The sequence below is a fragment of the Geothrix sp. genome (assembly GCF_049292215.1).
Lineage (GTDB): Bacteria > Acidobacteriota > Holophagae > Holophagales > Holophagaceae > Geothrix.
The window spans coordinates 72,005-94,089 of record NZ_JBATQW010000035.1; the positions used below are offsets into that span (position 1 = coordinate 72,005).

A 22,085-nucleotide genomic window follows, 5' to 3' on the forward strand; every position below is an offset into this window, starting at 1 on the left:
TTATATTTTTTCATAAAGCGACCCCCATGGATTTCTCACCCATCAAAACCAAACGGCTCTACGAGGAGATCGTGGAGCAGATCAAGCAGCTCATCACCGATGGGAGGCTGAAGCCGGGGGACCGTCTTCTCGCGGAGCGGGAATTGGCCGAGCAGTTCCAGGTCAGTCGTGCCTCGGTCCGGGAAGCCATCCGGACCCTGGAGATGCTCGGCGTCATCGACATCCGACCCGGCGAGGGCACCTTTGTCAGGGGCACCGAGACTGATGACATCATCCGCCCCCTGGCCATGTTTCTTGCCGTGGAGCGAAGTTCACTCCTCGACATGTTCGAGATGCGCCGCATCTTCGAGACGGCCACGGCGGCGCTCGCGGCCGAGCGGGCCACACAGGAGGAACTGGATCACATCGAGGCCATGCTCGACAAGATGCGGGAGCGGCTGAATGTTCTTGACCCAGAGAAGGGTGAGGAATATGACGCAGCATTCCACTACGCGGTGGCCGAGTCCACACACAACAGCTTGCTGACCAAGTTGTTCAAGACCGTGTCCGAGGAATTCGCCAAGGCCAACTCCGTGGCCCGACGCCAGCTCTACCACGACAACATCCAGAATGCCCAGAAGATCATCGACCAGCATTCGGAGATCCTTGAAGCCATTCGCTCCCGGTCCCCAAAGGCCGCCTCGGAGGCCATGCTCGGGCACCTGATCTTTGCGGAGGGCGAACTGAGGAAGTGGATCGTTTAGGCGCGGAGTGCCGCAAGCTCGCCTTGTGACTAGGGCACGTCCTGTGCCCTCGCCCTTCGGACGGAATCGCCGTAGGCGATTCCGTCCGATTTGGCAGTCCTGGCAAATGGTGGCCCCGGTGGGGTTCGAACCCACGACCAAGCGGTTATGAGCCGCCAGCTCTGACCACTGAGCTACAGGGCCAGAGGCAGTGTAGCAAATGGAGTCCGGACTACCGGGTCACAGCCCGCGGATGGAGCGGCCACCCAAGGCGAAATCCAGGAGCTGCAGCATGCGGTCCGCGAGGGTCGGAAGATCCTCGGACTCGAGGAGGAACTGGCGCTCCGTGGGCTCGAAGTCCAGGGCCATGGCCAAGGTGTTCAGGCGGCCCGCATCCTCCAGCGGGAGATCCAGGAGCTCCTTGAGTTGGACCTCGATGCCTTCCGCAGCCGCGTAGGCGTGGAGGGATTCCATGAGATGGCGGCGATGGGGGCCGGGCCAGAGCATCGAGGCATTGAATGGGATCGCATCGTAACGGCACTGGCGAAAGGGCTTCCCGGGGAGTTCCTCCAGGATCCGCACTGTCTCCTTCCCTTGGAGAAGGAGGTTCCAGCGCCCCGAAGTGAGGGGTTCGGCCCGCACCACTTCGGCCAGGCAGCCCGTCTCGAAGATCGGCGCGGTCTCCCCCAGGGAGCCTGGATCCGGGGTCTCCCGCATCAGAGTGAGGATCAGGTGGTGGTGCGAGTTCAGCACCTCCACCGTCATCTCCTGATAACGGGGCTCGAAAATCCGGACCGGCAGGAAGGTCTGCGGGAACAGCACGACCTGGGGCAGGGGGAAGAGGGGGAGAATGGCTGGTAGCATGAACACCTTGCTCGCCAACGCATCGGAGTCGAAACAGTGAAGGATGAGAACGAGGCCGCAGGAGCGCTCGAGGTCGGAAATGCCGTGCTGGGTGCGGCCCAGGAAGCCCTCCGGGACCTGAGGGAAACCTGGGATCCGCAGGTCGTGGACGGCTGGGTTCACATGGTGATGGGCAGAAGCGGTCGGGTCATATCGACCGGGATGGGAAAGTCGGGACTCGTCGCCCAGAAGATCGCGGCCACCCTTGCCTCGACCGGCTGTCCTGCATTCTTCCTCCATCCCGCGGAAGCCCTGCATGGGGACCTGGGCATGGTGACACCCGAGGATTCCATTCTGGCGCTTTCGAACAGCGGCGAGAGCGAGGAGGTGGTGCGCCTCCTTCCAAGCCTGCTCCGGCTGGGCATTCCCATTGCGGCCATCACGTCCCGGCCAGAAAGCAGCCTGGGCCAGGCGGCAGATTGGGCCTTTACCTATCGACTCCCCGAGGGCGAGGGGTGCCCACTCGATCTGGCCCCCATGGCCAGCACGACCCTCCAGCTGATCTGGGGTGATGTCCTGGCGGGCAGCCTGATGGAGCGGAAGGGGTTCACCCGGGACCTCTTCGCCCTCAATCACCCTGGTGGAAGTCTGGGTGCCAAGCTTTTGAGAGTAATGACCTTGATGCACGAATCTTGGCCCATCGTCGGGCCTGAGGCTTCGCTCACCCAGGTCCTGAAGGCCATGACCGAAGGGCGGCTCGGGATGGCGGGTGTTCTTAGAGGATCGGCACTCGTTGGCGTCATCACAGACGGGGACCTCCGTCGCGCCCTCGAGAAGGCCGAGTTGGAGGGACGGAACCCACTGGACCTCCAGGCCGAGCAGCTCATGACCTTGAATCCCGCCACCATTGAGGACCAGGCCCTGGCCTTGGAGGCTGCCGGCATCATGGAGACCCGGAAGATCACCTTCCTTGTGGTGATGCGGCAGGGCACCCCCTGCGGTGTCCTCCACATCCACGATCTCTTGGCCGCCAAGGTCCTATGAGTTGTTCAGACGAGCGTTATTGGATAGTTAGGGTTACATAATATACATTATCGAAACTAAATCAGGACCCCAAAGTGAGCTCCGTTCTCTCTCAATACGTCCTCCGGCGCTGGGCGACCCCATTCCTGGGTGCCCTGCTGTTCTATGGATTCCTTCTCCTCTCCTGGGAGATGGTGACCATTTCCAAGGAGATCTTCTCCCAGGGGGCGCCCCTACGCTGGCTGCTGCCGATGCTGCTGACTTCCATGCCGGAGAACCTGGGGCTGGTGCTTCCTATGGCCGCCGTCCTCGGTGGTTTGATCGGCACGCAGCAGCTGATGGAAGGCTCCGAGCTGGTGGCCGCCCAGGGACTGGGAGCGGGGCGCCGGACCTGGACCGCGCCTTGGCTCAAAATGGCTGTATGGCTGGTCTTCCTGGCCACCTTGAATGCCCACGTCCTGGTACCTGCAGCAGCTCGGCTCCAGCGGACGGTGAGGGTCCGGATGACCGAAGACGCCAAGGCGAGGTTTCTCCGACCTGGGGCGCCGCCCTGGTTCCCTCCTGGGGCTCCCAACTCAGCCTTCTGGGTGTCCCCCGAAGGCCAGATCCACATCATGGAATCCACACCACAGGGTGTTCAGCACCTGACGGCCTCCAGCATGACCTATGCCCTGGAGGCCAAACCGGATGGCTCCTCCGAGTTGCAGCTTCACCTCACAGGCCTTCAGGGGGCGCTTTTCCAGACTTCAGGCCATGGAAGTGTCGTCCACCTGAGCCAGGAGAAGCAGGTCCTCCGGTTTGCCATTCCGGCAGGAGCGCGGCTACTCCCCCCCACCCCCCTGCGCTATGAAAGCTCAGCCGCCCTGCTGACCATCCTCCGGGCGCAGACGACGCTGGCGGACACCACCCCTGGGATCAGGGAGTTGAGACTCAAGGCGGCCATGGAATTCTGCCGACGCACGACCCTACCCCTGGCCGCAGCTGCCCTCCTTCTGCTGGGCATCGCGACAGGGTTCGGCCACCCCAGATTCCATCGAGGGGGAGCCATCCTCAAGAGCCTCGGCATCATCATGCTTTACTACCTACTCATGAAGTACATTGAAAACATGTGGATGAATGGAAAAATTAAAACGATTTTCCCTCTCTTCATCCTGCCGTTTCTGTTCCTGCTTGCCGGATGGCTGCTCCTCAGGGAACGGCTGAAACCCCATCGGTCAAACCCTATGGAAGGCCGCCTCAGCCTGGTCCTCCGGCCCATTCGGATGAGCTGGGAACCTCTGCTTGGAGGGTTGAGACATCGCCGGGATTCCCTCGCGGCGTGGCTGCACGGCAAGGGGACCCGGCATGGGATTCTCCGCCATTGGTCCACCCTCGCCTGGTGGCGGAACTGGGGCTCTGCCATGGGCAGCCTGCTGGTGTTGAACCTCCTTGTGGAGTACGCCAGCCTAGCGGGCGACCTGTCAAAAAATGGTGTCCAACTCATTGTTTTTATTCAGTATTGGTTCTGGAATCTCCCCCCTTTCCTGGTGGTCGCGTTACCCATCTCCTTCCTGCTTGGCACGCTTCTCACCCTGTCAGAGGCCGCCCTCAACCGTGAATGGCTGGCACTCCGGGCGGGGGGCGTCAGCCTACTGCGCTGGTTGTGGAGCAGTCGTTGGGCCTGGGGCCTGGTCGCAGCCCTCACGCTGGTGCTTCAGGTCGGCTTAGCTCCAAGAGCTATGACGAAAGCTAACCAGCTTTACAGGCAAATCCTAAATCGGCCTGAGGGCCAATTCTCCTCACGCCCCTGGCTCTACCTCGGCTCCACGGGCGTCCTCTGGCATCTTCAGGCCGAGCAACGGTGGGGCTTTCCGCTCAAGTCACCGGGTGAGGCCCCGATTCTTCTCCGCTGGCGGATCGGCGAGACCCATTCCGAGGCCCTGGCCTGGGGTGGTTCACAGCTCATCCAGGGACCACCCGCAGAGCGGCTCTTCCCTGCCCGGGCCCTCCGAAGCTCAGCCAGCGCAGAAGAGGCCCAGACCCTCGACCTGGCCCGCTGGCAGATGTGGGCACCGGATCCAGAGCGCGCATACATGCTCTGGAGCCGCATTTTGGGTTGGCTGGCGGGCCCCTGCCTGGTGTTGGCCATGCTCTCGTTCGCCTTTCCCGGGCCCAGGCAGGGTCGGGGGCAGGCCATGGGTGCCGGGTTGGTGGCGGGCCTGGTGTTCCTCGGCCTACAGACCCTCTTCGGCGGGGCGGCCCGGGCCTCGGAGATCCCGGCCTATTGGGGGGTTGCCGCCCCCCTGCTCCTGCTCCTCTCGATCTCCCTCCTCCGCCTGCGCCGACTTAGGACCTGACCGTGAGTGACCTTCTAGACGGGGCTTTGGCTCCCCTGGGCCAGCACCCTACCCTCCGCACCGGGGACCGGGTGCTGGCGGCGATGTCTGGAGGAGTGGACAGCTCCGTCATGGCCGCACTCCTGCACAGGGCTGGTTATCAGGTGGTCGGCATCTCCATGCAACTCTTCGACAAGAAGAGTAGTCAAAATTCCGATGGGAAATGTTGCACTCTAGATGACTTCCACGATGCGCGTCGAGTGGCCCAACAACTGGGTTTCCCACACTACGTCATGGACTTTGAAGATCGATTCAGGAGGACCGTGATTGAGGGCTTCATCCAGGGGTATTTGGACGGCGAAACCCCAAGTCCATGCATTCGTTGCAATCAACACCTCAAGTTCTCCACCCTCATGGAACGGGCTGAATCGATGGAGGCACCCTTCGTGGCCACAGGCCACTACTCGACGATCACCCATGAGCGGGGTCGCTGGCACCTTCGGAAGGCCTCAGATCCTGCCAAGGATCAGAGCTACTTCCTCTTCCACCACAGCCAGGCGACCTTGGCGCGCACCCTGTTCCCCCTGGCCCATCTCACCAAACCTGAGGTCCGGCGCCTGGGTGCGGAGTTGGGACTCCACCTCGCCGATAAGCCCGAAAGCCAGGAGATTTGCTTCGTCACCCAGGACCGCTATGACGCCTTCATCGAGGCTGAGGGCCTGGACCCCCGCGTCGGCGAAGGAGAGATTCGCCACCTAGACGGTCGCGTCCTAGGACGCCACCAGGGGTACTGGCGGCACACCGTGGGCCAAAGGCGCGGCCTAGGCGTGGCCTTTTCGGAACCCCTCTATGTGATCAGGACTGAACCGGGCAGCAATACCGTCTGGGTCGGGGTCGAATCAGACCTGATGGCGCGGGACCTCGTGGCCCGGGACTTGAGTTGGGTCGATGGCATCCCCCAGGGTCCGCTCGTCTGCGAAGCCCGGATCCGCAGCCGTGCTCCCGAGGCTGAGGCCATGGTCATCCCCCTCCCCGACGGCCGGGTGAAGGTCGCCTTTGCCGAGGCCCAGCGCGCCATCGCTCCGGGCCAGGCCGTGGTCTTCTACCGCGAGGGCGAAGTGCTGGGTGGAGGCTGGATCGATGGCCGCACAGGCTCCACAACCCTGTGACCCCTGCCCTCCCCAGCCCTGGTTAGCCTTCCTGGATGAACAGCTACAGACTCTGGGTTCTCGCCCACCCTTATCTCTCCGCCGCCATCCAGTTCGGCCTGCTCGGCACCCTGGGCGAGTTCGGAGCCGCCTCCCTGAAGGCCCGCCGTCCGACGCTCCCATGCACCCCCATCCAAGCGCTCCTGAAGGTGGTCGCCTGGGCCTTGCTCGGGCTGGTCATCAAAGCCGGCTTCGTGGGGATGAAGGGCTTCACCCGTGCCCTCATCGATCACCAGATCCTCCCGGCCTTCCTGGCATCCGGCTTTGGGTGGGCCCTCTCTCTGTCAACCCTGACCAACCTCTTCTTCGGGCCGCAGATGATGCTCTTCCACCGGCTGGAGGACAACTTCATCCTGCGTCGCAAGGGGTTTGATGGCATGCTACCGGCCATCCGGACCCTCGTCTGGTTCTGGATTCCGGCGCACACGCTCACCTTTAGCCTGCCGGCCGAGTTCCAGATCGGCCTGGCGGCCCTCTGGTCCCTGGCCCTTGGGGTCATCCTGGGCTTGGCTGACTCACGCACATAGTCATGGCAGGCTCGCCAAAAGGAAGCCCCCTTGCGGGGGCTTTGCTGGAGGCGCCGATCGGATTCGAACCGATGTATACGGGATTTGCAGTCCCGGGCCTTACCACTTGGCGACGGCGCCTTGCGCTGATGCAGTTTGACATTGAACCAATACGGGCCGCTGATGCGGCCCGGGCAGTGGAGCGGGTGATGGGATTTGAACCCACGACTTCAACCTTGGCAAGGTTGCACTCTACCACTGAGTTACACCCGCGTGAGACATCAAGCCTAGCAATGGCGCGTGGTCCGGTCAACGGTCTTTTTCGGATCGACAGGTCGCGCAGAGCCCGAACAACTGGAGTTGATGGCGCGTGATCCTGAATCCGGACAGCGCTTCCAGGTGCCGCAGCGACTCGTCGAGGCCGCAGGCATCCACCTCCACGGTGCGGCCACACCGCTCGCACTGGAGGTGGTGGTGGTGGTGCCGAGATTCACAGCGGACGAACCGCATCACCTGGTCGGCACCGAGGATGCTTTCCGCCCAGCCCTCCTGAACGAAGCGTTCAAGGTTGCGATAGACCGTGGGAAGCCCCGACCGCCGCTCGGGCATGCGCTCCCAGATCTCCTCGACCGTGAGCGGCCGGTCTGAATCCCGTAAAACCTGGAGGATGCCCTCCCGCTGGGGCGTCTGCCGCATGCCGGCAGCACGGAGGGAGGGGGTCGGTGAGGCGGCGGGGTCGGCCATGGCCCTAGGATGGCAGATTCGGGCACCATGGTTCACATGCTCCAGCGTACCTGGGGACGGCTGGGCGTATCGGATGCCAGCGCCCCCTTCCTCCCTCTCTCCTTCCGCCTCTTCGCCAGCTTCGGCCTGCTGGTGCTGCACCTCGCCCTGCCTGTGGAGATCCGGGCCTCGGGGCCCGGCGAGCAGGCCTACTTGGCCGCCCTCCTGCTGATGTTCCTGGAGGCACTCTGGGAGTCCGGGCGCGGGCTCACGGCCATGGACCGGCTGTTTCCCACACCCCGTCTGCCCTGGATACGCTGGAACCTGGTCCTCGATTTGGCACTGGTGACGCTCGTCATCGCCTTCCAGGGGGTCGTGCAGGACCGCTTCGCGACCCTCTACATCTTCCCCGTGCTGGCCTCGGCCTTCTACCTGGGCACGGTGGAGATCGTCTGGGTGGGCGTCGGTTCTTCGCTCTCGCACATCATCCTGGTACTTGGGTTCACCTTTGGCGTGATCCCGCCCTTCGGGATGTCCAGCAGCGTGCTCGACCCCGATCCCGGTCGGCTCTCGTTTCTGCTGGGTGGAGCTTCGTTGCAGGTCTTCGCAGCGACGCTTCTGGTTGTCCTGATTCGACGAAACCTTGACCGGCTTCGGACTGACCTCAGTGTCAGCGAGGCGGCCGTCGACGAGATCTCCGCCCTGCACCAGAGGGTCGTCGAGTCCCTGAACTCAGGGTTGATCACTCTGGACCTGAAGGGACGAGTCACGTCTGCCAACCCTGCCGCCAGGGACATCCTGGGGGGCGCCATCGAGGCGGGGGTCGCGATTCAGGAGCTACTCCAACTCGGCGACCCGCTGGCCTTGCGCCAGGGCCGCGAACATCGCTTCGAGGTGGTATTTAACGTGGAGGGCCGGGGCAGGCGCATTCTCGGTGGTCACCTGGCCTCTCTGCGCGGGGCCTCCGGCCGGGAGTCCGGCCAGTTGCTGCTGTTCCAGGACCTCACCGATCTCAAGGCGCTGGAGGAACGCACGCGGATCAGCGAGCGGCTCGCGGCCATCGGCCAGCTCGCCGCCGGACTTGCCCACGAGCTCCGGAACCCCCTGGCCTCCATCAGTGGTTGCGTGCAGCTCCTTCAGAATGAGGGGGCGCCCGAAGACGTCCGCAGCCGCGTCATGGGCATCCTGGAACGGGAGACCCAGCGCGTGGGGGACATCGTGTCCGACTTCCTGGACTTCGCCCGTCCCGAACCTCCAACCGGAATGGCATTGTTCCTGCCGAGGGTCATCCAGGAGGTCCAATCGAGCTGGGAGATGGACCCCCGGACCGCTGGCCTGCCCCTGGTCACGGATCCTGTCCCGACGGTGAGTCTGCGCTCGGATCCCACCGGCCTGCACCGATCCCTGATGAACCTCCTGAGCAATGCCCGCAAGGCCGTGAAAGATCGCCCCGATCCCACGGTACGGCTGTCCTGTCATGTATCGGAGACAAGCCTCTGCCTCACCATCTCGGACAACGGTTGCGGCATGGCCAGCGAGCAGTTGGACCGACTTTTTGTGCCCTTCGCCGGGAGCTTTGAAGAAGGTTCGGGCCTCGGCATGAGCCTGGTCTACAAGTTCATCGAAGCGATGGATTGGCGGATCGAGGTCGAGAGCACCCTGGGTCTGGGCACTCAAATCCGGATACTCCTGCCGCTGCACCAGGAGGAAGAGTCCATGGCGTCGGCCCCTGATCAGGCGTAAACTTTTCCCAGCCTTCAAGCATCCAACCTGGCATACACCCTTGCACGGTCCACTTGGCACCTGCCACAGTGGTACATCCCCTCTCAGCGCGTTCAGTCCGCCCCCTTTGGGTCTGGCTCCACGGATCTGGGTGGGGTTCGACTCATGGTCGATGCCTTTGACAACCCGCTCTGCCCGCTGGACCAGGATTCTCCATGAACCGGAAACTCATCCGACCGAACCTCAGTGAACTGAAGGACAGGCTAGGCATCCCCGTGAAAGGCGGCGGCGTTGAAGTCATGACCCCCGCTCCGCCTGCCGTGACCGCGGGGGGGGAGCCCAACCCCGCAGTGAACCCCGCGGCGGCCACGGCGCCCCAGGGACTGGGGAGTCCCCGGCGCAAGATCGCGCCGCCTGAGCAGACGAATGCCGAGAGCTTCTACTACCTCAAGCAGATGCAGTCCAAGACGCCGATGGTGATCGTACTCCAGGACGATGAGAAGGTGCGCGGCGTCATCGAGTGGTACGACAAGCACTGCCTGAAGATCAATCGGGTCAAGGAGCCGAACGTCCTCGTGCCCAAGCACAACATCAAGTACATCTACAAGCAGGAAGAGGAACCAAGGATCCGACGCAGCCGCACCGCGAAGAAGGACGACCCCGTGGCGGCCGAGGTCGAGATTCCGATCTACGACTGAGCCCCGGCCATGCCGCGCACGGAGCACCATGAGCCGCCGTCCCCACATCGTTGTCAGCCTAGGTGACCCCTGTGGCATCGGGCCCGAGCTGCTCCTCAGCAGTCTCCCCAGCCTCCTGGACTGGGCGGAGGTCACGGTTGTGGGCAGCAAGGCAGGGGTGGATCTGCTGGAAGGACTGCCGGGCGCCCGGGTGGCCTGGCGGTGGGTGGAGACCCAGGCGAAGGTGGTCGCGATCGCCCAGGCCAAGGCTCAGACCCTTCAGGTGCTGTCCCTCGGGGACGCTTCGCCAAGGGTGCTGGCCGAAGCCCTGTGGCTGGATCCCACCCCCGAGATCAAGGCTAACCAGTTGCACCTGGGCGAGGGGTCTGCAGCCTCCGGTCGGGCCACGGTGGAGGCTGTCCGAGCCGCCGCCCTGATGACCATGGCCGGTGCCGCAGACGCCCTGGTGACCCTCCCCATGGCCAAGTCCGCCGCTCACCTGGCCGGCTATGACCTCCCCGGACACACCGAATTCCTTCGGGATCTGTCGGGATCCGCCATCACCCGGATGGCCTTCGTGAGCCCCCAGCTGAACGTGGTCCTCCACACGGTCCACCAGAGCCTGCGTTCCGTCGTGGAATCCATCACGGCTGATGGGGTGGCCGAGACGCTCATCTTCGCGGCCGACCGGTTCAGCCACCTCACCGGGAAGACCGATCTGCGGGTGGCACTCTGCGCCCTGAATCCCCATGGCGGAGAGCAGGGGGCCTTTGGCGAGGAGGAACGATTGCTCGAAGAGGCCATCATGCAGGCTGGGGCCGCCTTCCTGAGCTTCCCCGCAAGTGCCGCAAGCGATGCCCCAGTAACCCGACCAGACGGCCACAGGCAGCGCCTTTCAGGGGGCCAGCGCGGAGTGGAAGTTTTCTCCACAGCGGGCGCGGAGCAGTCCCGCCCCACGCCACTGTTTTTTGGGCCCCTGCCCTCCGACAGTGTCTTCCAGCGTGCCTCTCAAGGCGAATTCGACCTCGTCGTGGCCCTCTACCATGATCAGGGCTTGATCCCGATCAAGCTCCTCGAGCCGACCAGGGCTGTAAACCTGACCTTGGGCCTCCCTTTCATCCGCACCAGCCCCGACCACGGAACGGCCTTCGATAAGGCCGGAAAGTGGGTCGCAGATTCCCGAAATTTTCTAGCCGCAGCGGCCCTCGCGATCCGCCTGGCCGGTCAGTCAGGCCTGCCCCTGCCTTCACCCGGCGCATGAGCACCGAGTGTCATTTCGGCCCGGGCCGAGCGGTCCCTCTCGATCGGGCTGACCAATTGCTGGCCGCGCTGCCGCGGACGGCCTTGACCATCCATGGCGGGGTGCCTCGCCACCTGCTAGCTCACCTGGGTCGCCTTCAGGCCGGGGCCTCGGCCCTGGGCTGGGGCCTCCCCTGGCTGCTCGGGTCTCAAGCGGAAATCGAGACCTGGGTGAGGGAGGAAACACCACGGTCGGACGCTGCCCTGCGGCTGGTGCTCGAGCCGGAGGTCGCCCGGCTCTCGGCCCGTCTGGAGCCCCTACCGGCCGTTCCCCATTCCTACCGTCTGAAGGTTCTTCCCCACCCGCTGCGGGAGCGGCGCCAGGACGTCGCCATCGTGCACAAAGGCCTGGCGGGTCCCTGGGGCCAGGCCGTGCTGGTTGCAGCCCGAGAGTCGGGCGCCGAGGACGCCCTGCTCCTCTGGGACGACGGGACACTGGCGGAAACCGCCATCGCCTCCGTGGCTCTGGAACAGGGGGACACCCTTCTGGTCCCTCCGCCCCAGGGCCGGGTGGCGAGCCTGGCAGAGCGGCTTGACCTCCCAGGTTGGGCCAGGGCAAGGGGGCTCCGCATCGAAGTCGCCGACATATCCGTCCCCTCGGTCATGGGGGGCCGTCTCTGGTGCATGAACGCCCTGCGTGGCTTCTGGCTGGCCAGTCTGGCTTGATCCCCTCCCCACCATAGACCGGGCACCCGGCTGTTGTAGGCTGGATGCGGGAGGTGGCATGTCCACGGTGGCAGTGATCCTGGCGGCGGGCCTCGGAACCCGCATGAAATCGCGGCTTCCCAAAGTGCTGCATCCCATCCTCGGCGATCCCTCCCTGCTCTGGGTCCTCCGTGCCCTTCCCAGCGACCTCGGCGGTGCGGTCGTGGTGGTCCATCACGGCAAGGAGCAGGTCGAAAGGGCCATCGGGGCCTGGCAGACCGCGGGGCTCCTGCCCTGCCCCATCTCCACCGTGGACCAGGGCGTGCCCCTCGGAACCGGTCATGCACTGCAGGCCTGCATCCCTGAACTTGACCGGCTCGGGGCTGGCCAGGTGGTCATTCTCTGTGGCGATGTCCCCCTCACGACCCCAGGCACGGTTCAGCGCCTCTGCGCCTCGGAGGCCCTGCTGTTGGCCATGGACCTGCAAACTCCCGGGGCCTACGGCCGCGTGCTCCAGCATCCGGATGGGCGGCTCGCCGGATTGGTGGAGGCCAAGGACGCCACCCCCGAACAACTGGCGGTGCAGCGGGTCAACGGGGGCGCTTATTCCCTGCCCTGGCCCGCCCTCCGTCTGGCGCTCCTAGGACTGACCAACGACAATGCCCAGCGAGAGTACTACCTGACGGACGCCGTCGTGGGGGTGGCCCGGGAGATCCCGGTGGCCGTGGAAGTCTGCGAGCCCGAGGAACTGGCGGGCATGAACTCGCGGCACGATCAAGCGGCGCTCCAGGCCGCTGCGCAGCGCCGCATCGAACGACACTGGATGGCCGAGGGCGTGACCTTCCTGCATCCCGGCTCCATCCTGGTGGGTCCCCGGGTCCACCTGCACCAAGATGTAATCCTAGAACCAGGTGTGCGGCTGGAAGGGGCCGTCGTCGTGGGTGAAGGCACGCAGATCGGCCAAGGTACGGTGATCACGGATTCGACCCTGGGTCCCGGGGTCGAAGTCCGCCCCTACTGTGTCATCGAGCGGGCCCTTGTGGGCGAAGGCTCCAAGGTCGGTCCTTTCGCCAGGCTTCGGGAAGGCACAGAACTGGCTGAAAAGGTCCACATCGGGAATTTTGTGGAAACCAAGAAGGCGAAGCTCCAACGCGGCGCCAAGGCCAATCACCTAGCCTACCTCGGAGACACCGAAGTGGGCGAGGGCACCAACATCGGCGCGGGGGTCATCACCTGCAACTACGATGGCGTGAACAAGCACCGCACGCTGATCGGGCGGAACGTCTTCATCGGGTCCGATACCCAGCTGGTGGCCCCCCTGGTCATTGGGGACGGGGTCCTCATCGGGGCCGGCAGCACCATCACCAAGGATGTACCCGCCGACGCCTTGGCCCTGAGCCGAGCGCCCCAGGTGAACCGCGAAGGCGGTGCCCCTAGGCTCAGGACCCGGCAGAGGAAGGGGACTGGGTTAAGCTAGTCCTTTAGGTTCGGAGCCCCATGATCCTGACTTTATTCGACAAGGCCGGCGCAGGCGTGCTCAAGGCCACGGATACGTTCGGTGATTTCGCAGTCCTGGCAGGCCGGACCTTTGCCGCCATCTTCAAGCGCCCCTTCGATGGCAAAAACCTGCTGAACCAGTTCCAGTCCGTGGGGGTCAACTCGATTCCCGTGGTGGCCCTCACCAGCCTGGCCGTGAGCATGGTGTTCGCGGTGCAGCTCGCCTATGGCTTCAAGCAGTTCCAGGCGGAGGGACTGGCCTCCCAAGTCGAGGGCCTGGCCATCATGCGCGAGTTGGCGCCGGTGATCACCGGCCTGATGCTCTCTGGCCGCGTCGGCTCCGCCATGGCCGCTGAGCTGGGCACCATGCAGGTGACCGAGCAGATCGATGCCCTAGAGTGCCTGGCCACGGACCCGATCCACTACCTGTTCGTGCCACGGCTGCTGGCCTCCATGGTGATGGTCCCGATCCTAACGGTCGTCTCGATCTACATCGGGTACTGGGGTGGCTACCTGATCCTGGTGGGCGTTGAGGGCCAGAGCGCCTACGTCTACGGCAACGAGTTCTACAAGCTCCTGGCCTTCCGGGACCTCCGCATCGCCCTGTACAAGGCCTTCGTCTTCGGCATGATCATCGCTCTGGTCGGTTGCTGGAAGGGCTACCGAACCCACGGCGGCGCCGAGGGCGTGGGGAACGCTCCCACCAGCAGCGTGGTGACCAGCTCGCTGTGGATCCTCGTCTCCGACTTCTTTTTGACTAAGCTTTTGTTGGTCTGACGACATGGCCGTGATCGACGTCGTCAACCTTTCCAAGGCCTTCGGGCCAAAAGTCGTGTTGTCCAATGTGAACCTGCAGGTGGAGGAGGGGGAAAGCCTCGTGGTGCTGGGCGGTTCCGGCACGGGCAAGACGGTCCTGCTCCGCAACATCATGGGCCTGCTCACGCCCGACTCGGGCCATGTGGCCGTCGAAGGCAAGATCATCGCGCAGCTCTCGCGGGACGACCTCTTCTCCGTCCGCCAGAGCATCGGCATGTGCTTCCAGATGGCGGCCCTGTTCGATTCCATGACGGTCTTCGAGAACGTGGCCTTCGGCCTCCGCCGCCACCACAAGATGTCCGAAACAGAGATCCGCGCCCGGGTGGAAGAGTGCCTGTCCATGGTCGGCATGAAGGAGACGGAGAAACTGAAGCCGGCGGAGCTCTCGGGCGGCATGAAACGGCGCGTAGGCTTTGCCCGGGCCATCGCCCTCAAGCCCAAGATCCTGCTCTTCGACGAACCCACCACGGGCCTCGACCCTGTGATGACCGACGTCATCGGGCGCATCATCCTCGACCTCAAGCACGAGCTCGGCATCACCAGCATCACCATCACCCATGACCTCAAGTCCGCCTTCGAGATCGCCGACCGCATCGCCCTGATCTTCCGGGGCGAGTGCATCGCCTGCCAAGCCCCTGCAGACTTCAAGGTCAATCCGCACCCCGTCATCCAGCAGTTCCTCCGGGGGGATGCCGATGGTCCCTTCCTTCAGGACCCTCCCCCCCCCAAGCGCAAGATTCAGGAGGCCCATTCATGAAGCTCGAAACCAAGGTCGGCCTCTTCTTCACCGGCGGCATCGTCCTGATGGCAGTGCTCATCTTCCGGACAGAAAAGCTGGAATTCGGCGGCAAGCGCAACCAGACCGAGCGGTTCACTTACTTCCAACAGGTCGCGGGCCTGAACCTGCAGAGCGCCGTGCGCATCGCCGGCGTCAAGGTCGGCGACGTCCGGACCATCGCCCTCGAGAACGGCAAGGCTCGCGTGGTGGTGGGCCTCTCCAACGAGGTCCCCGTCTATGCCGACGCAGTGGTCTCGCTGGGGTCCATCGGCATCCTTGGCGAGAAGTTCATCGACCTGGACCCTGGCCACAGCGCCAAGGGTCCCTTCCCGGAAGGCAGCCCGATCCCCAGCAAGGCCGGGGTGAGCCTTGATAACCTCATGGAGACCCTGTCCGAGATCGGCACCAACGTGAAGGGTGTTACCCAGGCCCTCAATCAGTCCATCGGCGGCGAGCAGGGCCGACAGAAACTCGACGAGATCGTGGACAACATCCGGGTCTTGACCGCCGAGTTCCGGTCCATGGCCCAAGAGAACCACGGGGCCATCAACCACACCCTTGCCAACGTTGAAGCCCTCTCCCTGGACCTGCGGGACAAGCTGCCCAAGCTGGCCCAACAGTTCGAGGCCGTGGGCAAGAACCTCAATGCCATCCTCGAGGAGAACCGTCCTGAGCTGAAGGGCGTTGTGGGCGATGTGCGCAAGCTGGCCCAGAGCTTCCAGGGCTCGGCCGACAACCTCAAAACCCTCACCGACCGCATCAACAAGGGCGAAGGCACCATCGGGAAGCTGCTGAACGATGAGTCGACGGTCAAGAAGATCAACGAGGCCGTGGACAACGTGAACAACATGCTCGGCGGCTTCAACAAGATGGACTTCCGCCTCGACATGAACGCAGCCCAGTGGGAGAAGCGCAAGGACAGCCGCGTTGGACTGGGACTCGAGATCGCCCCCCGACCTGATTACTGGTATTCACTGGGCTTCGCCTCCACACCTGATGGCAAGCTCGCCGAGAGCTCGCGCATCGTCACCACCCTTGATCCCGTGACAGGCCAGCCCGTGAGTGTCCTGGAGCGGACCAAGACTGTGACCACGGACCAGGCCTTCACGGCCTCTGCCCAGTTCGCCAAGCGCCTCGGCCCTGCGATCTTCTCGGCAGGCATCGTGGAGAACAAGGGGGGCGGTGGCCTGGAACTCCGCCTGCTGGATGAGGACCGGCTTCGGCTCGGCTTCCTGGCCTATGACTTCACCAAGCGTGACGACAAGCCGAACCCCCGGTACCGCTTCACCAGCAGTTACCAGTTCTGGAAGGGTGCCTACATCCAGGCTGGCGTCCAGGACATCGGCAACAAGGACCTGCGCACCATCTTCTTCGGAGGTGGCCTGCGCTGGAAGGACGATGACTTGAAGAAGATGGTGGGCCTCGCCGGAGTCGCCAAGTGAAGGCCCCCCGTCTCCCCGCCCTCACCGGTCCCCTGCCGGATGAGCGGGGCTTGGCCTTCCTCCTGGTCCGCCGGGGAGTCCCGCTCGCCTTCGCCGGGATCTCATTCGTGGCCGCGACCCTGCACGCCACAGGCCGGGGCTGGTGGATGCTGGCGGGCGTCGGCGCCCTGGCCGCCGCCTGGCCCAGTTTCCTCAGCGGTCCGGCCTTCCTGCGGAACCGGGCCGCGATCATGCGCCAGGACAGCCGGTGGGCCAATGCCCTCTTGCCCGTGGCCCGGCGAATGGGCCTGGAGGACGCCTGGATTCTCGCCTTCTGCGGCTACAACAACCAGCGCGTCCGCGCAGCCTTTGCGGGTCGGCGGGCCAAACGCGCCCTGATCCTCCTGCCGCACTGCATCCAGATGTCCCGCTGCAAGGCGGGCATCCTCGATGATCTGCAAGCCTGCTACGACTGTGGCCTGTGCCCCGTGGGTGACTACATGAACGCGGCCCTGCTGAACAGGTGGGAGGGGCGCATCACCAACCGCAGCCACAAGGCCTACCGTGAAGCCCGAGAATACCGCCCCGACCTGGTGGTGGCCGTGAGCTGCACCGACCGCCTGCTGAAGGGGCTCACGAAAATGCCTGAGATCCCCTGCTACGTGATTCCACTCGTCCTGCCCCACGGCATGTGCGTCGACACGGACTTCAGCGTGCCCCATCTCTTTTCGGCCATGGAGACGCTGGTGGAACCCCGCCGTCCCCCCGGGGAGATCCAGGCGTTGCGCCATGAGGGCATCGCATGACGGAGAGCCGCTTCCCCGTCCGGCGCTTCTTCGAAACGATCATCGGCCCAAGGGCTATGCCCTACTTGCTGCACCTCCGCCCCCTGGAGTGGCCGATCATGTCCGCCCACTTCCTGCTGGGCACCCTCCAGGCCACGGGCTGGGCTCTGAGTGCCCGGCCCACCCTCCTGGGCTGGTTCATCTTCGTGGCGCTCATGAACGGCGGAACGCTGGCCATCAACAGCGCCTTCGACCAGGATGAGGGGGACATAGGCTACCTGAAGGCGCCGCCAAAGCCGCCGAGGCATCTGGCGACCTTCTCTTCGATACTCCTGGGCCTTTCGGCACTCCTCGGCTTCCTGCTCCCCCTGCCCTTCGCCCTCATCAATCTGGCCTGCGTCGTGATGAGTGTGCTGTATTCGGTGCCCCCGCCTCGTCTGAAGGCCAGGGCCGGCTGGGATCTGCTCATCAACTGCATCGGGTTCGGCATGCTGACCCCCCTGGCCGGCTGGGCCCTCACCGGGCGGACCTTCAGCCGCCCCATCCTGCTGGCATCCGTCGGCTTCGCCTTCCTGTTCGCCACCCTCTATCCCATGACCCAGATCTACCAGGTCGCCGAGGACAGTCGCCGGGGCGACCGGACCCTGGTGATCCAAGTGGGCGTGGGCCGCAGCCTGGGCCTGGCGCTTCTCGCCGCCCTGGTCGCCCATGGGTTCTTCCTGGCTGGTGTCCTGGCCCTGGGGCGCGAGCCACGGTTCCTCGTTCCCTCGCTTCTGGCCTGGCTGGCCGTCCTACTGCCCTGGCTGCGCGGCTGGCGCACCTGGACCGACCAGCAGCATGAAACAGGAATGTATTGGGGCCTGGGCGCCTGGGCCATCACCGATCTGACCCTGCTGGCCCTGTTGTGGCCATGATCCCTTGAGTATTGGACCTCCAGATCCGATAGACTGGGAAGAAGTGATGACAGTCGAAATCTTCTGGAGTCGGCATGGTGCTGAGCTGGGGTAAGGGATGGACGGTAGGCGCACTGGCGGCGCTGGGTGTGGCGCTGGGCGCGGCCTCGCCACAGGCGTCCACGCGGCTTTCCCTGAAATCTGCCTCGGCCCTGGTCCTCGACCAGAACACGGGCCAAGCACTGGTGGAGAAGCAGGCCGCGGCCGTGGTGCCCATCGCCTCCCTGACCAAGCTGATGACGGCCATGGTGCTGCTCGACGCGCACCTCGATCCGGCCGAACTGCTCACCATCACGAGCGATGACAAGGACTCCCTCCGCCATAGCCGCTCGCGGTTGCCCGTGGGCACCCGCCTCCCCCGGGAACAGGCGCTCCTGTTGGCCCTGGTGGCCTCGGAGAACCGCGCGGCCCATGCCCTTGGGCGCACCTATCCGGGCGGCCTGGCCAGCTTTGTCCTGGCCATGAATGCCAAAGCCCGGGAGCTTGGTCTCAGTGGGGCCCACTTCGAGGATCCTTCCGGCCTTTCCAGCGGCAATGTGGCCACCGCCTGGGATTTGGCCCGAATCATCCAGGCTGCCTACCGCTATCCCGAGATCCGGGACTTCAGCACCCGGCCCGAAACCTCGATCCAGGCGGGGCGGCGCACCATCCAGTTCCCGAACACCAACGCCCTCGTGCGCAACCCCAGGTGGACCATCGGGCTGTCCAAGACCGGCTACATCGAGGAAGCCGGCCGCTGCCTCGTAATGCAGGCGATGCTGGGCAACCGGCCCGTGCTGGTCATTCTCCTGGATTCCTGGGGCAAGTACACCCGCTTGGGGGACGCCAATCGCATCAAGCAGTGGCTGGAAACCCGCTCGGGGTCGAAGGGCTGATCCGGCAGTGCTGACTCCTGATGTCCCACCCCCCTTCCCGCTCCGCTGGGGTTTCTCCACGCGCCTGGATGCACCGGAATCCCTGCCGGAACCGCGCCTGCGCCAGGTGCACCGCTGTGGCGTGGTGGAGGCCCACGACGCCGTGGTCGAGGCAGACGGCCTCTGGACAAGCCGGCCAGGCGTCCGCATCGGCGTGAGGGTGGCGGACTGTGTGCCAGTGCTGCTGGCCGGGCCGTTGATCGACGGCACCCCCTGGGTCGCGGCCCTGCATGCCGGATGGCGTGGGGCCACTGGCCACGGGGATCCTGAGCCCGGGGGCGGAATCCTGCGCCGGGGCGTGGCTAGGTTTCTAGCCGTGGGCGGCAATCCCCGGGACCTGGCCTGGGCCTGCGGACCCGCCATCCAGCTCTGCCATTTCGAGGTGGGCTCCGAGGTCATCGAGGCCGCGCGCCAGGACCCCGCCTGGCGGGAAGGCCTGCGGTCCACGGGACCCAGCGGTAAGGCCCACCTGGACCTGCGCGGCTTCCTGAAGGCGCAGGCCCTGGACCTGGGCATGGATCCCGCGAAGGACGGCAGCGTCGGCCTCTGCACCATGTGCCGGCCGGATCTGCTTTACTCCTACCGCCGGGGCGATGCCACCGGCCGCCAGTGGGGCTGGATCGAGATCGGCTAATCTGGATGCTGCCTCGCTCCTGAAGACCGAGGATCAACGCACGAGGACGGCCATGCTCAACATCACCGACATCCGGATCACCAAGGTGGAAGGCGACGACAAGCTGAAGGCCTTCGCCGCCCTGGTGATCGAGGACTGTTTCCTGGTGGGGGACCTCCGGGTGGTGGAGGGGGAGGACGGCTACTTCGTGGCCATGCCCAGCCGCCGCAAGCGCGACGGCAGCTTCAAGGACATCGCCTATCCCTTGAACAACACGCTGCGCGAAGTGATCGAGGAGAAGGTCCTGCTCGCCTATGAGGCGGCCACCGGGCATCGCGCCCTGAGCCGCATCGAGCGGGGCGAGGCCGCCCAGGTGCGCCCCGACCTGCTGGGCGTCGAGGAGTTCGGCTTCACGCCGAAGGCCAATCCCTGAGGCCGGATCCCGGGGCTTGGGCAGGACGTGGACCCGCGCTATGCTTGCCTTTCCGCCTGGGGAGTAGCCAAGTGGTAAGGCAGCAGGTTTTGATCCTGCGTACCGAGGGTTCGAATCCTTCCTCCCCAACGCAAAGGGCCGCCGTCAGGCGGCCGTTTGCGTTGGGGAGGCTTGAAGGATTCGAAGTCAGGGATGGCGCCCAGGTAGGGCAAGGCCTCAGAGCTGGAAGCTCAACAGCTTGTCATCCGTTACGTCCACGGTCTCGGTCTTGCTGCCCTTGGGTCCACGGACAGTGATCGTGTGGCGACCCAGGGCAACCCGGATGGGGCTGCTGCCATCGCTTTCGGTCCCTGTGTCCATACCATCCACGAAGACCTTTCCGGACCCGGGGAAGGTGTTGACGGTGAGGGAGGCCAGTCCGGGCACCGTGAGGGTCGACGTCTGGCCGGCCCCCACGGTGACGGCCCGGGTGTCCTTATAGAAGTGACGGGCGCTGAGCAACTCCAGTTGATGCGTCCCGGGGGGCAGCGGCAGCCTGCCACCCGGGCTGAGCTCGCCCAGGTCCTTGCCATCGGCCTTGACGCGCACGCTGAAGCCCCCTGAAAGCTTGAGAGCCCCTGGTTCATGGGGATTCAGGGCCGGCTCCTGCCGGGTTTCGGCCGTGGTGGCCTCCTTGAGTTCAAAGACCCGGCCCCCGGGCACCTCGCCCAGTCCAAAGTCCGAGGCATGCCCCAACTTCTCCTTGGTCAGGGTCAGGCGGTGGGATTGCCCCTGGTTCCAGCGGACGGTGAGCGGCGTCACTCCCTCCAGTGGCTTCTCATCCATGACCACCGTCGCCCCCTTGGGCATCGAGTCGATGAGCTCCTCGCTGATGACGGGCGGGAGGGGGAAGGTCCGTGGGGCTTCCCCGGGCTTGATTTCGTAAGTAACGGGTCGGTGTCCTTTGAGCTCGAGCCGCAGTTTGTCGCCGGCTTCCAGTGCCTGGTTCATGGGCGTGGTGCCCACGGCCAGATCGTTCACAAAGACCTTCGCCCCGGCGGGCTGGGAGTCGATCTGAAGGCGCGTGCCCTTGGGCCCCCGGAAGAGGAACCAGCCCAGCCCGAGGACGGCCACCAGCGTCAGGGCACCGATCCATGGCCATCCCTGCGACCTCGATTTGGACCGGGCCACAACCATGGTCTCGTCGAAGGAGGTGGAGACGATCTCCGGCAGAGGGGCTTCGCCGCTCATCCGCATCAGGCTCAGGACCTCCCGCCGGTCCTCCTTGCCCAGTTCTACCACCACATCAAGCAGCTCCCGGACAAAGGCTGTGCAGGTGGGGTACCGATCCTCGGGCCGCTTGGCCAGCACTCGATCGAAAACCCGCCGCCAGCCTTCCTGCAGCATGCCCACCACCGGGGGTTGGACCTCGACGGGCGGCTCGTTGACGATGCGGTAGAGGATGGTGTTGATGGAGGATCCGGGAAACGGCGACTGCCCACTCATCAACTCGAAGACCAGCACTCCGAAGCTGAAGATGTCGGAACGGTTGTCGACCGTGCCCTCCTTGATCTGCTCGGGGCTGGCATAGCTCGGGGTGCCGAGGAAGGTCCCCGTCTGCGTGAGGCTGGCATCCTCCCGCTTGGCGATCCCGAAGTCCATGAGCTTGGGCCGGCCGTCCTCGCTGACCATCACGTTCCCGGGTTTCACATCCCGGTGGACGATGGCCTTGGCGTGCGCGTGGTCCAGGGCCTCGGCCAACCCGACGATGATCCTGAATTTGTCCTTCATGGTCGGAGGTGGCCCGGACTTCATGATCCCGTCCAGGGGCCGGCCCGCCACGTACTCCATGGCCAGGAAGGGCCCGTGGCCCTCGACCTCGCCGACGTCGTAGATGGCCACGATGCCCGGATGGTTCAGGAGGCCGGAAATTTCAGCCTCGCGCTGGAACCTGGCCAGGTATTCGTGCTGGTCGGCCTCGGTCCGAACCGCATCCAGCTTCATGAGTTTGATGGCCACCTTGCGCTTGATCCGTGGATCCTCGGCCAGGACAACGCTCCCCATGGCCCCCGAGCCAAGCAGACGAAGAACCTGGTAGCGGCCGATCATTCTGGGGAAGTTGGAGTTGTCGAGGTCGCCCATGTCAGCATCCTACCGAACCCATCGGAGATGAAGCGGTAGATTGTTATGTTTTTCATGGATTTTCCAAGAAC

General features: G+C 64.7%; 21 protein-coding genes and 4 tRNA genes. 19 read left to right on the forward strand and 6 right to left on the reverse strand.

Going from position 1 to position 22,085, the window contains the following annotated elements; genetic code table 11:
- The first annotated feature begins 26 nt into the window (after window positions 1–26).
- Window positions 27–743: a FadR/GntR family transcriptional regulator gene (locus tag WAS25_RS06520; RefSeq protein WP_422310712.1), complete on the forward strand. Its 717-nt coding sequence runs from the start codon at window positions 27–29 to the stop codon at window positions 741–743.
- Window positions 744–850: 107 nt separating this feature from the next.
- Here the strand turns inward: WAS25_RS06520 and WAS25_RS06525 are convergent.
- Together WAS25_RS06525 and WAS25_RS06530 are read right to left on the reverse strand one after the other, a co-directional pair.
- Window positions 851–926: transfer RNA gene (locus WAS25_RS06525), tRNA-Ile, on the reverse strand.
- A 36-nt stretch (window positions 927–962) separates the two neighbouring features.
- A complete protein-coding gene (locus WAS25_RS06530; protein WP_422310713.1) occupies window positions 963–1,748 on the reverse strand; it encodes an LON peptidase substrate-binding domain-containing protein in 786 nt (261 codons plus the stop codon).
- Between WAS25_RS06530 and WAS25_RS06535 the strand changes: the two genes are divergently transcribed.
- The 4 genes from WAS25_RS06535 (at window position 1,731) to WAS25_RS06550 (ending at window position 6,638) form a co-directional block, all read left to right on the forward strand.
- Window positions 1,731–2,609, forward strand: a complete 879-nt coding sequence (locus WAS25_RS06535; RefSeq protein ID WP_422310714.1) for a KpsF/GutQ family sugar-phosphate isomerase — start codon at window positions 1,731–1,733, stop codon at window positions 2,607–2,609. The two genes, WAS25_RS06530 and WAS25_RS06535, sit on opposite strands and share 18 nt — an antisense overlap.
- A gap of 74 nt (window positions 2,610–2,683) precedes the next feature.
- A complete protein-coding gene (locus tag WAS25_RS06540; RefSeq protein WP_422310715.1) occupies window positions 2,684–4,924 on the forward strand; it encodes an LptF/LptG family permease in 2,241 nt (746 codons plus the stop codon).
- Between the two features lie 35 nt (window positions 4,925–4,959).
- Window positions 4,960–6,072, forward strand: coding sequence for a tRNA 2-thiouridine(34) synthase MnmA (mnmA, locus tag WAS25_RS06545; RefSeq protein ID WP_422310767.1), 1,113 nt, complete (start codon window positions 4,960–4,962; stop codon window positions 6,070–6,072).
- A 35-nt stretch (window positions 6,073–6,107) separates the two neighbouring features.
- Window positions 6,108–6,638, forward strand: a complete 531-nt coding sequence (locus WAS25_RS06550; protein WP_422310716.1) for a hypothetical protein — start codon at window positions 6,108–6,110, stop codon at window positions 6,636–6,638.
- Between the two features lie 45 nt (window positions 6,639–6,683).
- Here WAS25_RS06550 and WAS25_RS06555 read toward each other — a convergent pair.
- From WAS25_RS06555 to WAS25_RS06565, 3 genes are all read right to left on the reverse strand, one after another.
- Window positions 6,684–6,758, reverse strand: a tRNA-Cys gene (locus WAS25_RS06555).
- A gap of 57 nt (window positions 6,759–6,815) precedes the next feature.
- Window positions 6,816–6,890: transfer RNA gene (locus WAS25_RS06560), tRNA-Gly, on the reverse strand.
- Window positions 6,891–6,926: 36 nt separating this feature from the next.
- Complete coding sequence (locus WAS25_RS06565) at window positions 6,927–7,361, reverse strand: Fur family transcriptional regulator (RefSeq protein ID WP_422310717.1); 435 nt, start codon at window positions 7,359–7,361, stop codon at window positions 6,927–6,929.
- Window positions 7,362–7,397: 36 nt separating this feature from the next.
- Between WAS25_RS06565 and WAS25_RS06570 the strand changes: the two genes are divergently transcribed.
- The 14 genes from WAS25_RS06570 (at window position 7,398) to WAS25_RS06635 (ending at window position 20,022) form a co-directional block, all read left to right on the forward strand.
- Window positions 7,398–9,083, forward strand: a complete 1,686-nt coding sequence (locus WAS25_RS06570) for a two-component system sensor histidine kinase NtrB (protein WP_422310718.1) — start codon at window positions 7,398–7,400, stop codon at window positions 9,081–9,083.
- A gap of 194 nt (window positions 9,084–9,277) precedes the next feature.
- Window positions 9,278–9,760 carry an LSm family protein gene (locus tag WAS25_RS06575; RefSeq protein WP_422310719.1) on the forward strand — a complete coding sequence of 161 codons (483 nt, stop codon included), beginning with the start codon at window positions 9,278–9,280 and terminating at the stop codon, window positions 9,758–9,760.
- Between the two features lie 28 nt (window positions 9,761–9,788).
- The gene (locus tag WAS25_RS06580; RefSeq protein ID WP_422310720.1) at window positions 9,789–11,000 is read left to right on the forward strand and encodes a PdxA family dehydrogenase; all 1,212 of its coding nucleotides are present in this window, start codon (window positions 9,789–9,791) and stop codon (window positions 10,998–11,000) included.
- Between the two features lie 83 nt (window positions 11,001–11,083).
- Window positions 11,084–11,704, forward strand: a complete 621-nt coding sequence (locus WAS25_RS06585; protein ID WP_422310721.1) for an aminotransferase class IV — start codon at window positions 11,084–11,086, stop codon at window positions 11,702–11,704.
- 58 nt (window positions 11,705–11,762) lie between these two features.
- Complete coding sequence (glmU, locus tag WAS25_RS06590) at window positions 11,763–13,160, forward strand: bifunctional UDP-N-acetylglucosamine diphosphorylase/glucosamine-1-phosphate N-acetyltransferase GlmU (RefSeq protein WP_422310722.1); 1,398 nt, start codon at window positions 11,763–11,765, stop codon at window positions 13,158–13,160.
- Window positions 13,161–13,180: 20 nt separating this feature from the next.
- A complete protein-coding gene (locus tag WAS25_RS06595) occupies window positions 13,181–13,957 on the forward strand; it encodes an MlaE family ABC transporter permease (RefSeq protein ID WP_422310723.1) in 777 nt (258 codons plus the stop codon).
- Window positions 13,958–13,961: 4 nt separating this feature from the next.
- A complete protein-coding gene (locus WAS25_RS06600; RefSeq protein WP_422310724.1) occupies window positions 13,962–14,753 on the forward strand; it encodes an ABC transporter ATP-binding protein in 792 nt (263 codons plus the stop codon).
- Window positions 14,750–16,216 (forward strand): MlaD family protein, encoded by a 1,467-nt coding sequence (locus tag WAS25_RS06605; protein ID WP_422310725.1) that lies wholly within the window; start codon window positions 14,750–14,752, stop codon window positions 16,214–16,216. Before WAS25_RS06600 ends, WAS25_RS06605 begins: the two co-directional genes overlap by 4 nt.
- Entirely contained in the window at window positions 16,213–17,001 is a 789-nt protein-coding gene (locus WAS25_RS06610) for a DUF116 domain-containing protein (protein WP_422310726.1), read from the forward strand. The genes WAS25_RS06605 and WAS25_RS06610 overlap by 4 nt, the downstream gene beginning before the upstream one ends.
- Window positions 16,998–17,894 (forward strand): UbiA family prenyltransferase, encoded by an 897-nt coding sequence (locus WAS25_RS06615; protein ID WP_422310727.1) that lies wholly within the window; start codon window positions 16,998–17,000, stop codon window positions 17,892–17,894. Before WAS25_RS06610 ends, WAS25_RS06615 begins: the two co-directional genes overlap by 4 nt.
- A 74-nt stretch (window positions 17,895–17,968) precedes the next feature.
- Window positions 17,969–18,808 (forward strand): serine hydrolase, encoded by an 840-nt coding sequence (locus WAS25_RS06620; protein WP_422310728.1) that lies wholly within the window; start codon window positions 17,969–17,971, stop codon window positions 18,806–18,808.
- 7 nt (window positions 18,809–18,815) lie between these two features.
- Complete coding sequence (locus tag WAS25_RS06625; RefSeq protein WP_422310729.1) at window positions 18,816–19,481, forward strand: polyphenol oxidase family protein; 666 nt, start codon at window positions 18,816–18,818, stop codon at window positions 19,479–19,481.
- Between the two features lie 52 nt (window positions 19,482–19,533).
- Entirely contained in the window at window positions 19,534–19,893 is a 360-nt protein-coding gene (locus WAS25_RS06630; protein ID WP_422310730.1) for a septation protein SpoVG family protein, read from the forward strand.
- 57 nt (window positions 19,894–19,950) lie between these two features.
- Window positions 19,951–20,022: transfer RNA gene (locus tag WAS25_RS06635), tRNA-Gln, on the forward strand.
- Window positions 20,023–20,109: 87 nt separating this feature from the next.
- On the opposite strand, the gene WAS25_RS06640 is transcribed toward WAS25_RS06635, so the two are convergent.
- Entirely contained in the window at window positions 20,110–22,014 is a 1,905-nt protein-coding gene (locus tag WAS25_RS06640) for a serine/threonine-protein kinase (RefSeq protein ID WP_422310731.1), read from the reverse strand.
- Window positions 22,015–22,085: the final 71 nt, after the last annotated feature.

Bases quoted from the DNA above. Each gene is read 5' to 3' on its own strand.
- WAS25_RS06605 (WP_422310725.1), top strand. From the start codon at position 14,750: ATGAAGCTCGAAACCAAGGTCGGCCTCTTCTTCACCGGCGGCATCGTC.
- WAS25_RS06600 (WP_422310724.1), top strand. From the start codon at position 13,962: ATGGCCGTGATCGACGTCGTCAACCTTTCCAAGGCCTTCGGGCCAAAA.
- WAS25_RS06640 (WP_422310731.1), bottom strand. From the start codon at position 22,014: ATGGGCGACCTCGACAACTCCAACTTCCCCAGAATGATCGGCCGCTAC.
- WAS25_RS06550 (WP_422310716.1), top strand. From the start codon at position 6,108: ATGAACAGCTACAGACTCTGGGTTCTCGCCCACCCTTATCTCTCCGCC.
- WAS25_RS06615 (WP_422310727.1), top strand. From the start codon at position 16,998: ATGACGGAGAGCCGCTTCCCCGTCCGGCGCTTCTTCGAAACGATCATC.
- WAS25_RS06595 (WP_422310723.1), top strand. From the start codon at position 13,181: ATGATCCTGACTTTATTCGACAAGGCCGGCGCAGGCGTGCTCAAGGCC.
- WAS25_RS06580 (WP_422310720.1), top strand. From the start codon at position 9,789: ATGAGCCGCCGTCCCCACATCGTTGTCAGCCTAGGTGACCCCTGTGGC.
- glmU (WP_422310722.1), top strand. From the start codon at position 11,763: ATGTCCACGGTGGCAGTGATCCTGGCGGCGGGCCTCGGAACCCGCATG.
- WAS25_RS06575 (WP_422310719.1), top strand. From the start codon at position 9,278: ATGAACCGGAAACTCATCCGACCGAACCTCAGTGAACTGAAGGACAGG.
- WAS25_RS06520 (WP_422310712.1), top strand. From the start codon at position 27: ATGGATTTCTCACCCATCAAAACCAAACGGCTCTACGAGGAGATCGTG.
- WAS25_RS06570 (WP_422310718.1), top strand. From the start codon at position 7,398: ATGCTCCAGCGTACCTGGGGACGGCTGGGCGTATCGGATGCCAGCGCC.
- WAS25_RS06565 (WP_422310717.1), bottom strand. From the start codon at position 7,361: ATGGCCGACCCCGCCGCCTCACCGACCCCCTCCCTCCGTGCTGCCGGC.
- WAS25_RS06620 (WP_422310728.1), top strand. From the start codon at position 17,969: ATGGTGCTGAGCTGGGGTAAGGGATGGACGGTAGGCGCACTGGCGGCG.
- WAS25_RS06630 (WP_422310730.1), top strand. From the start codon at position 19,534: ATGCTCAACATCACCGACATCCGGATCACCAAGGTGGAAGGCGACGAC.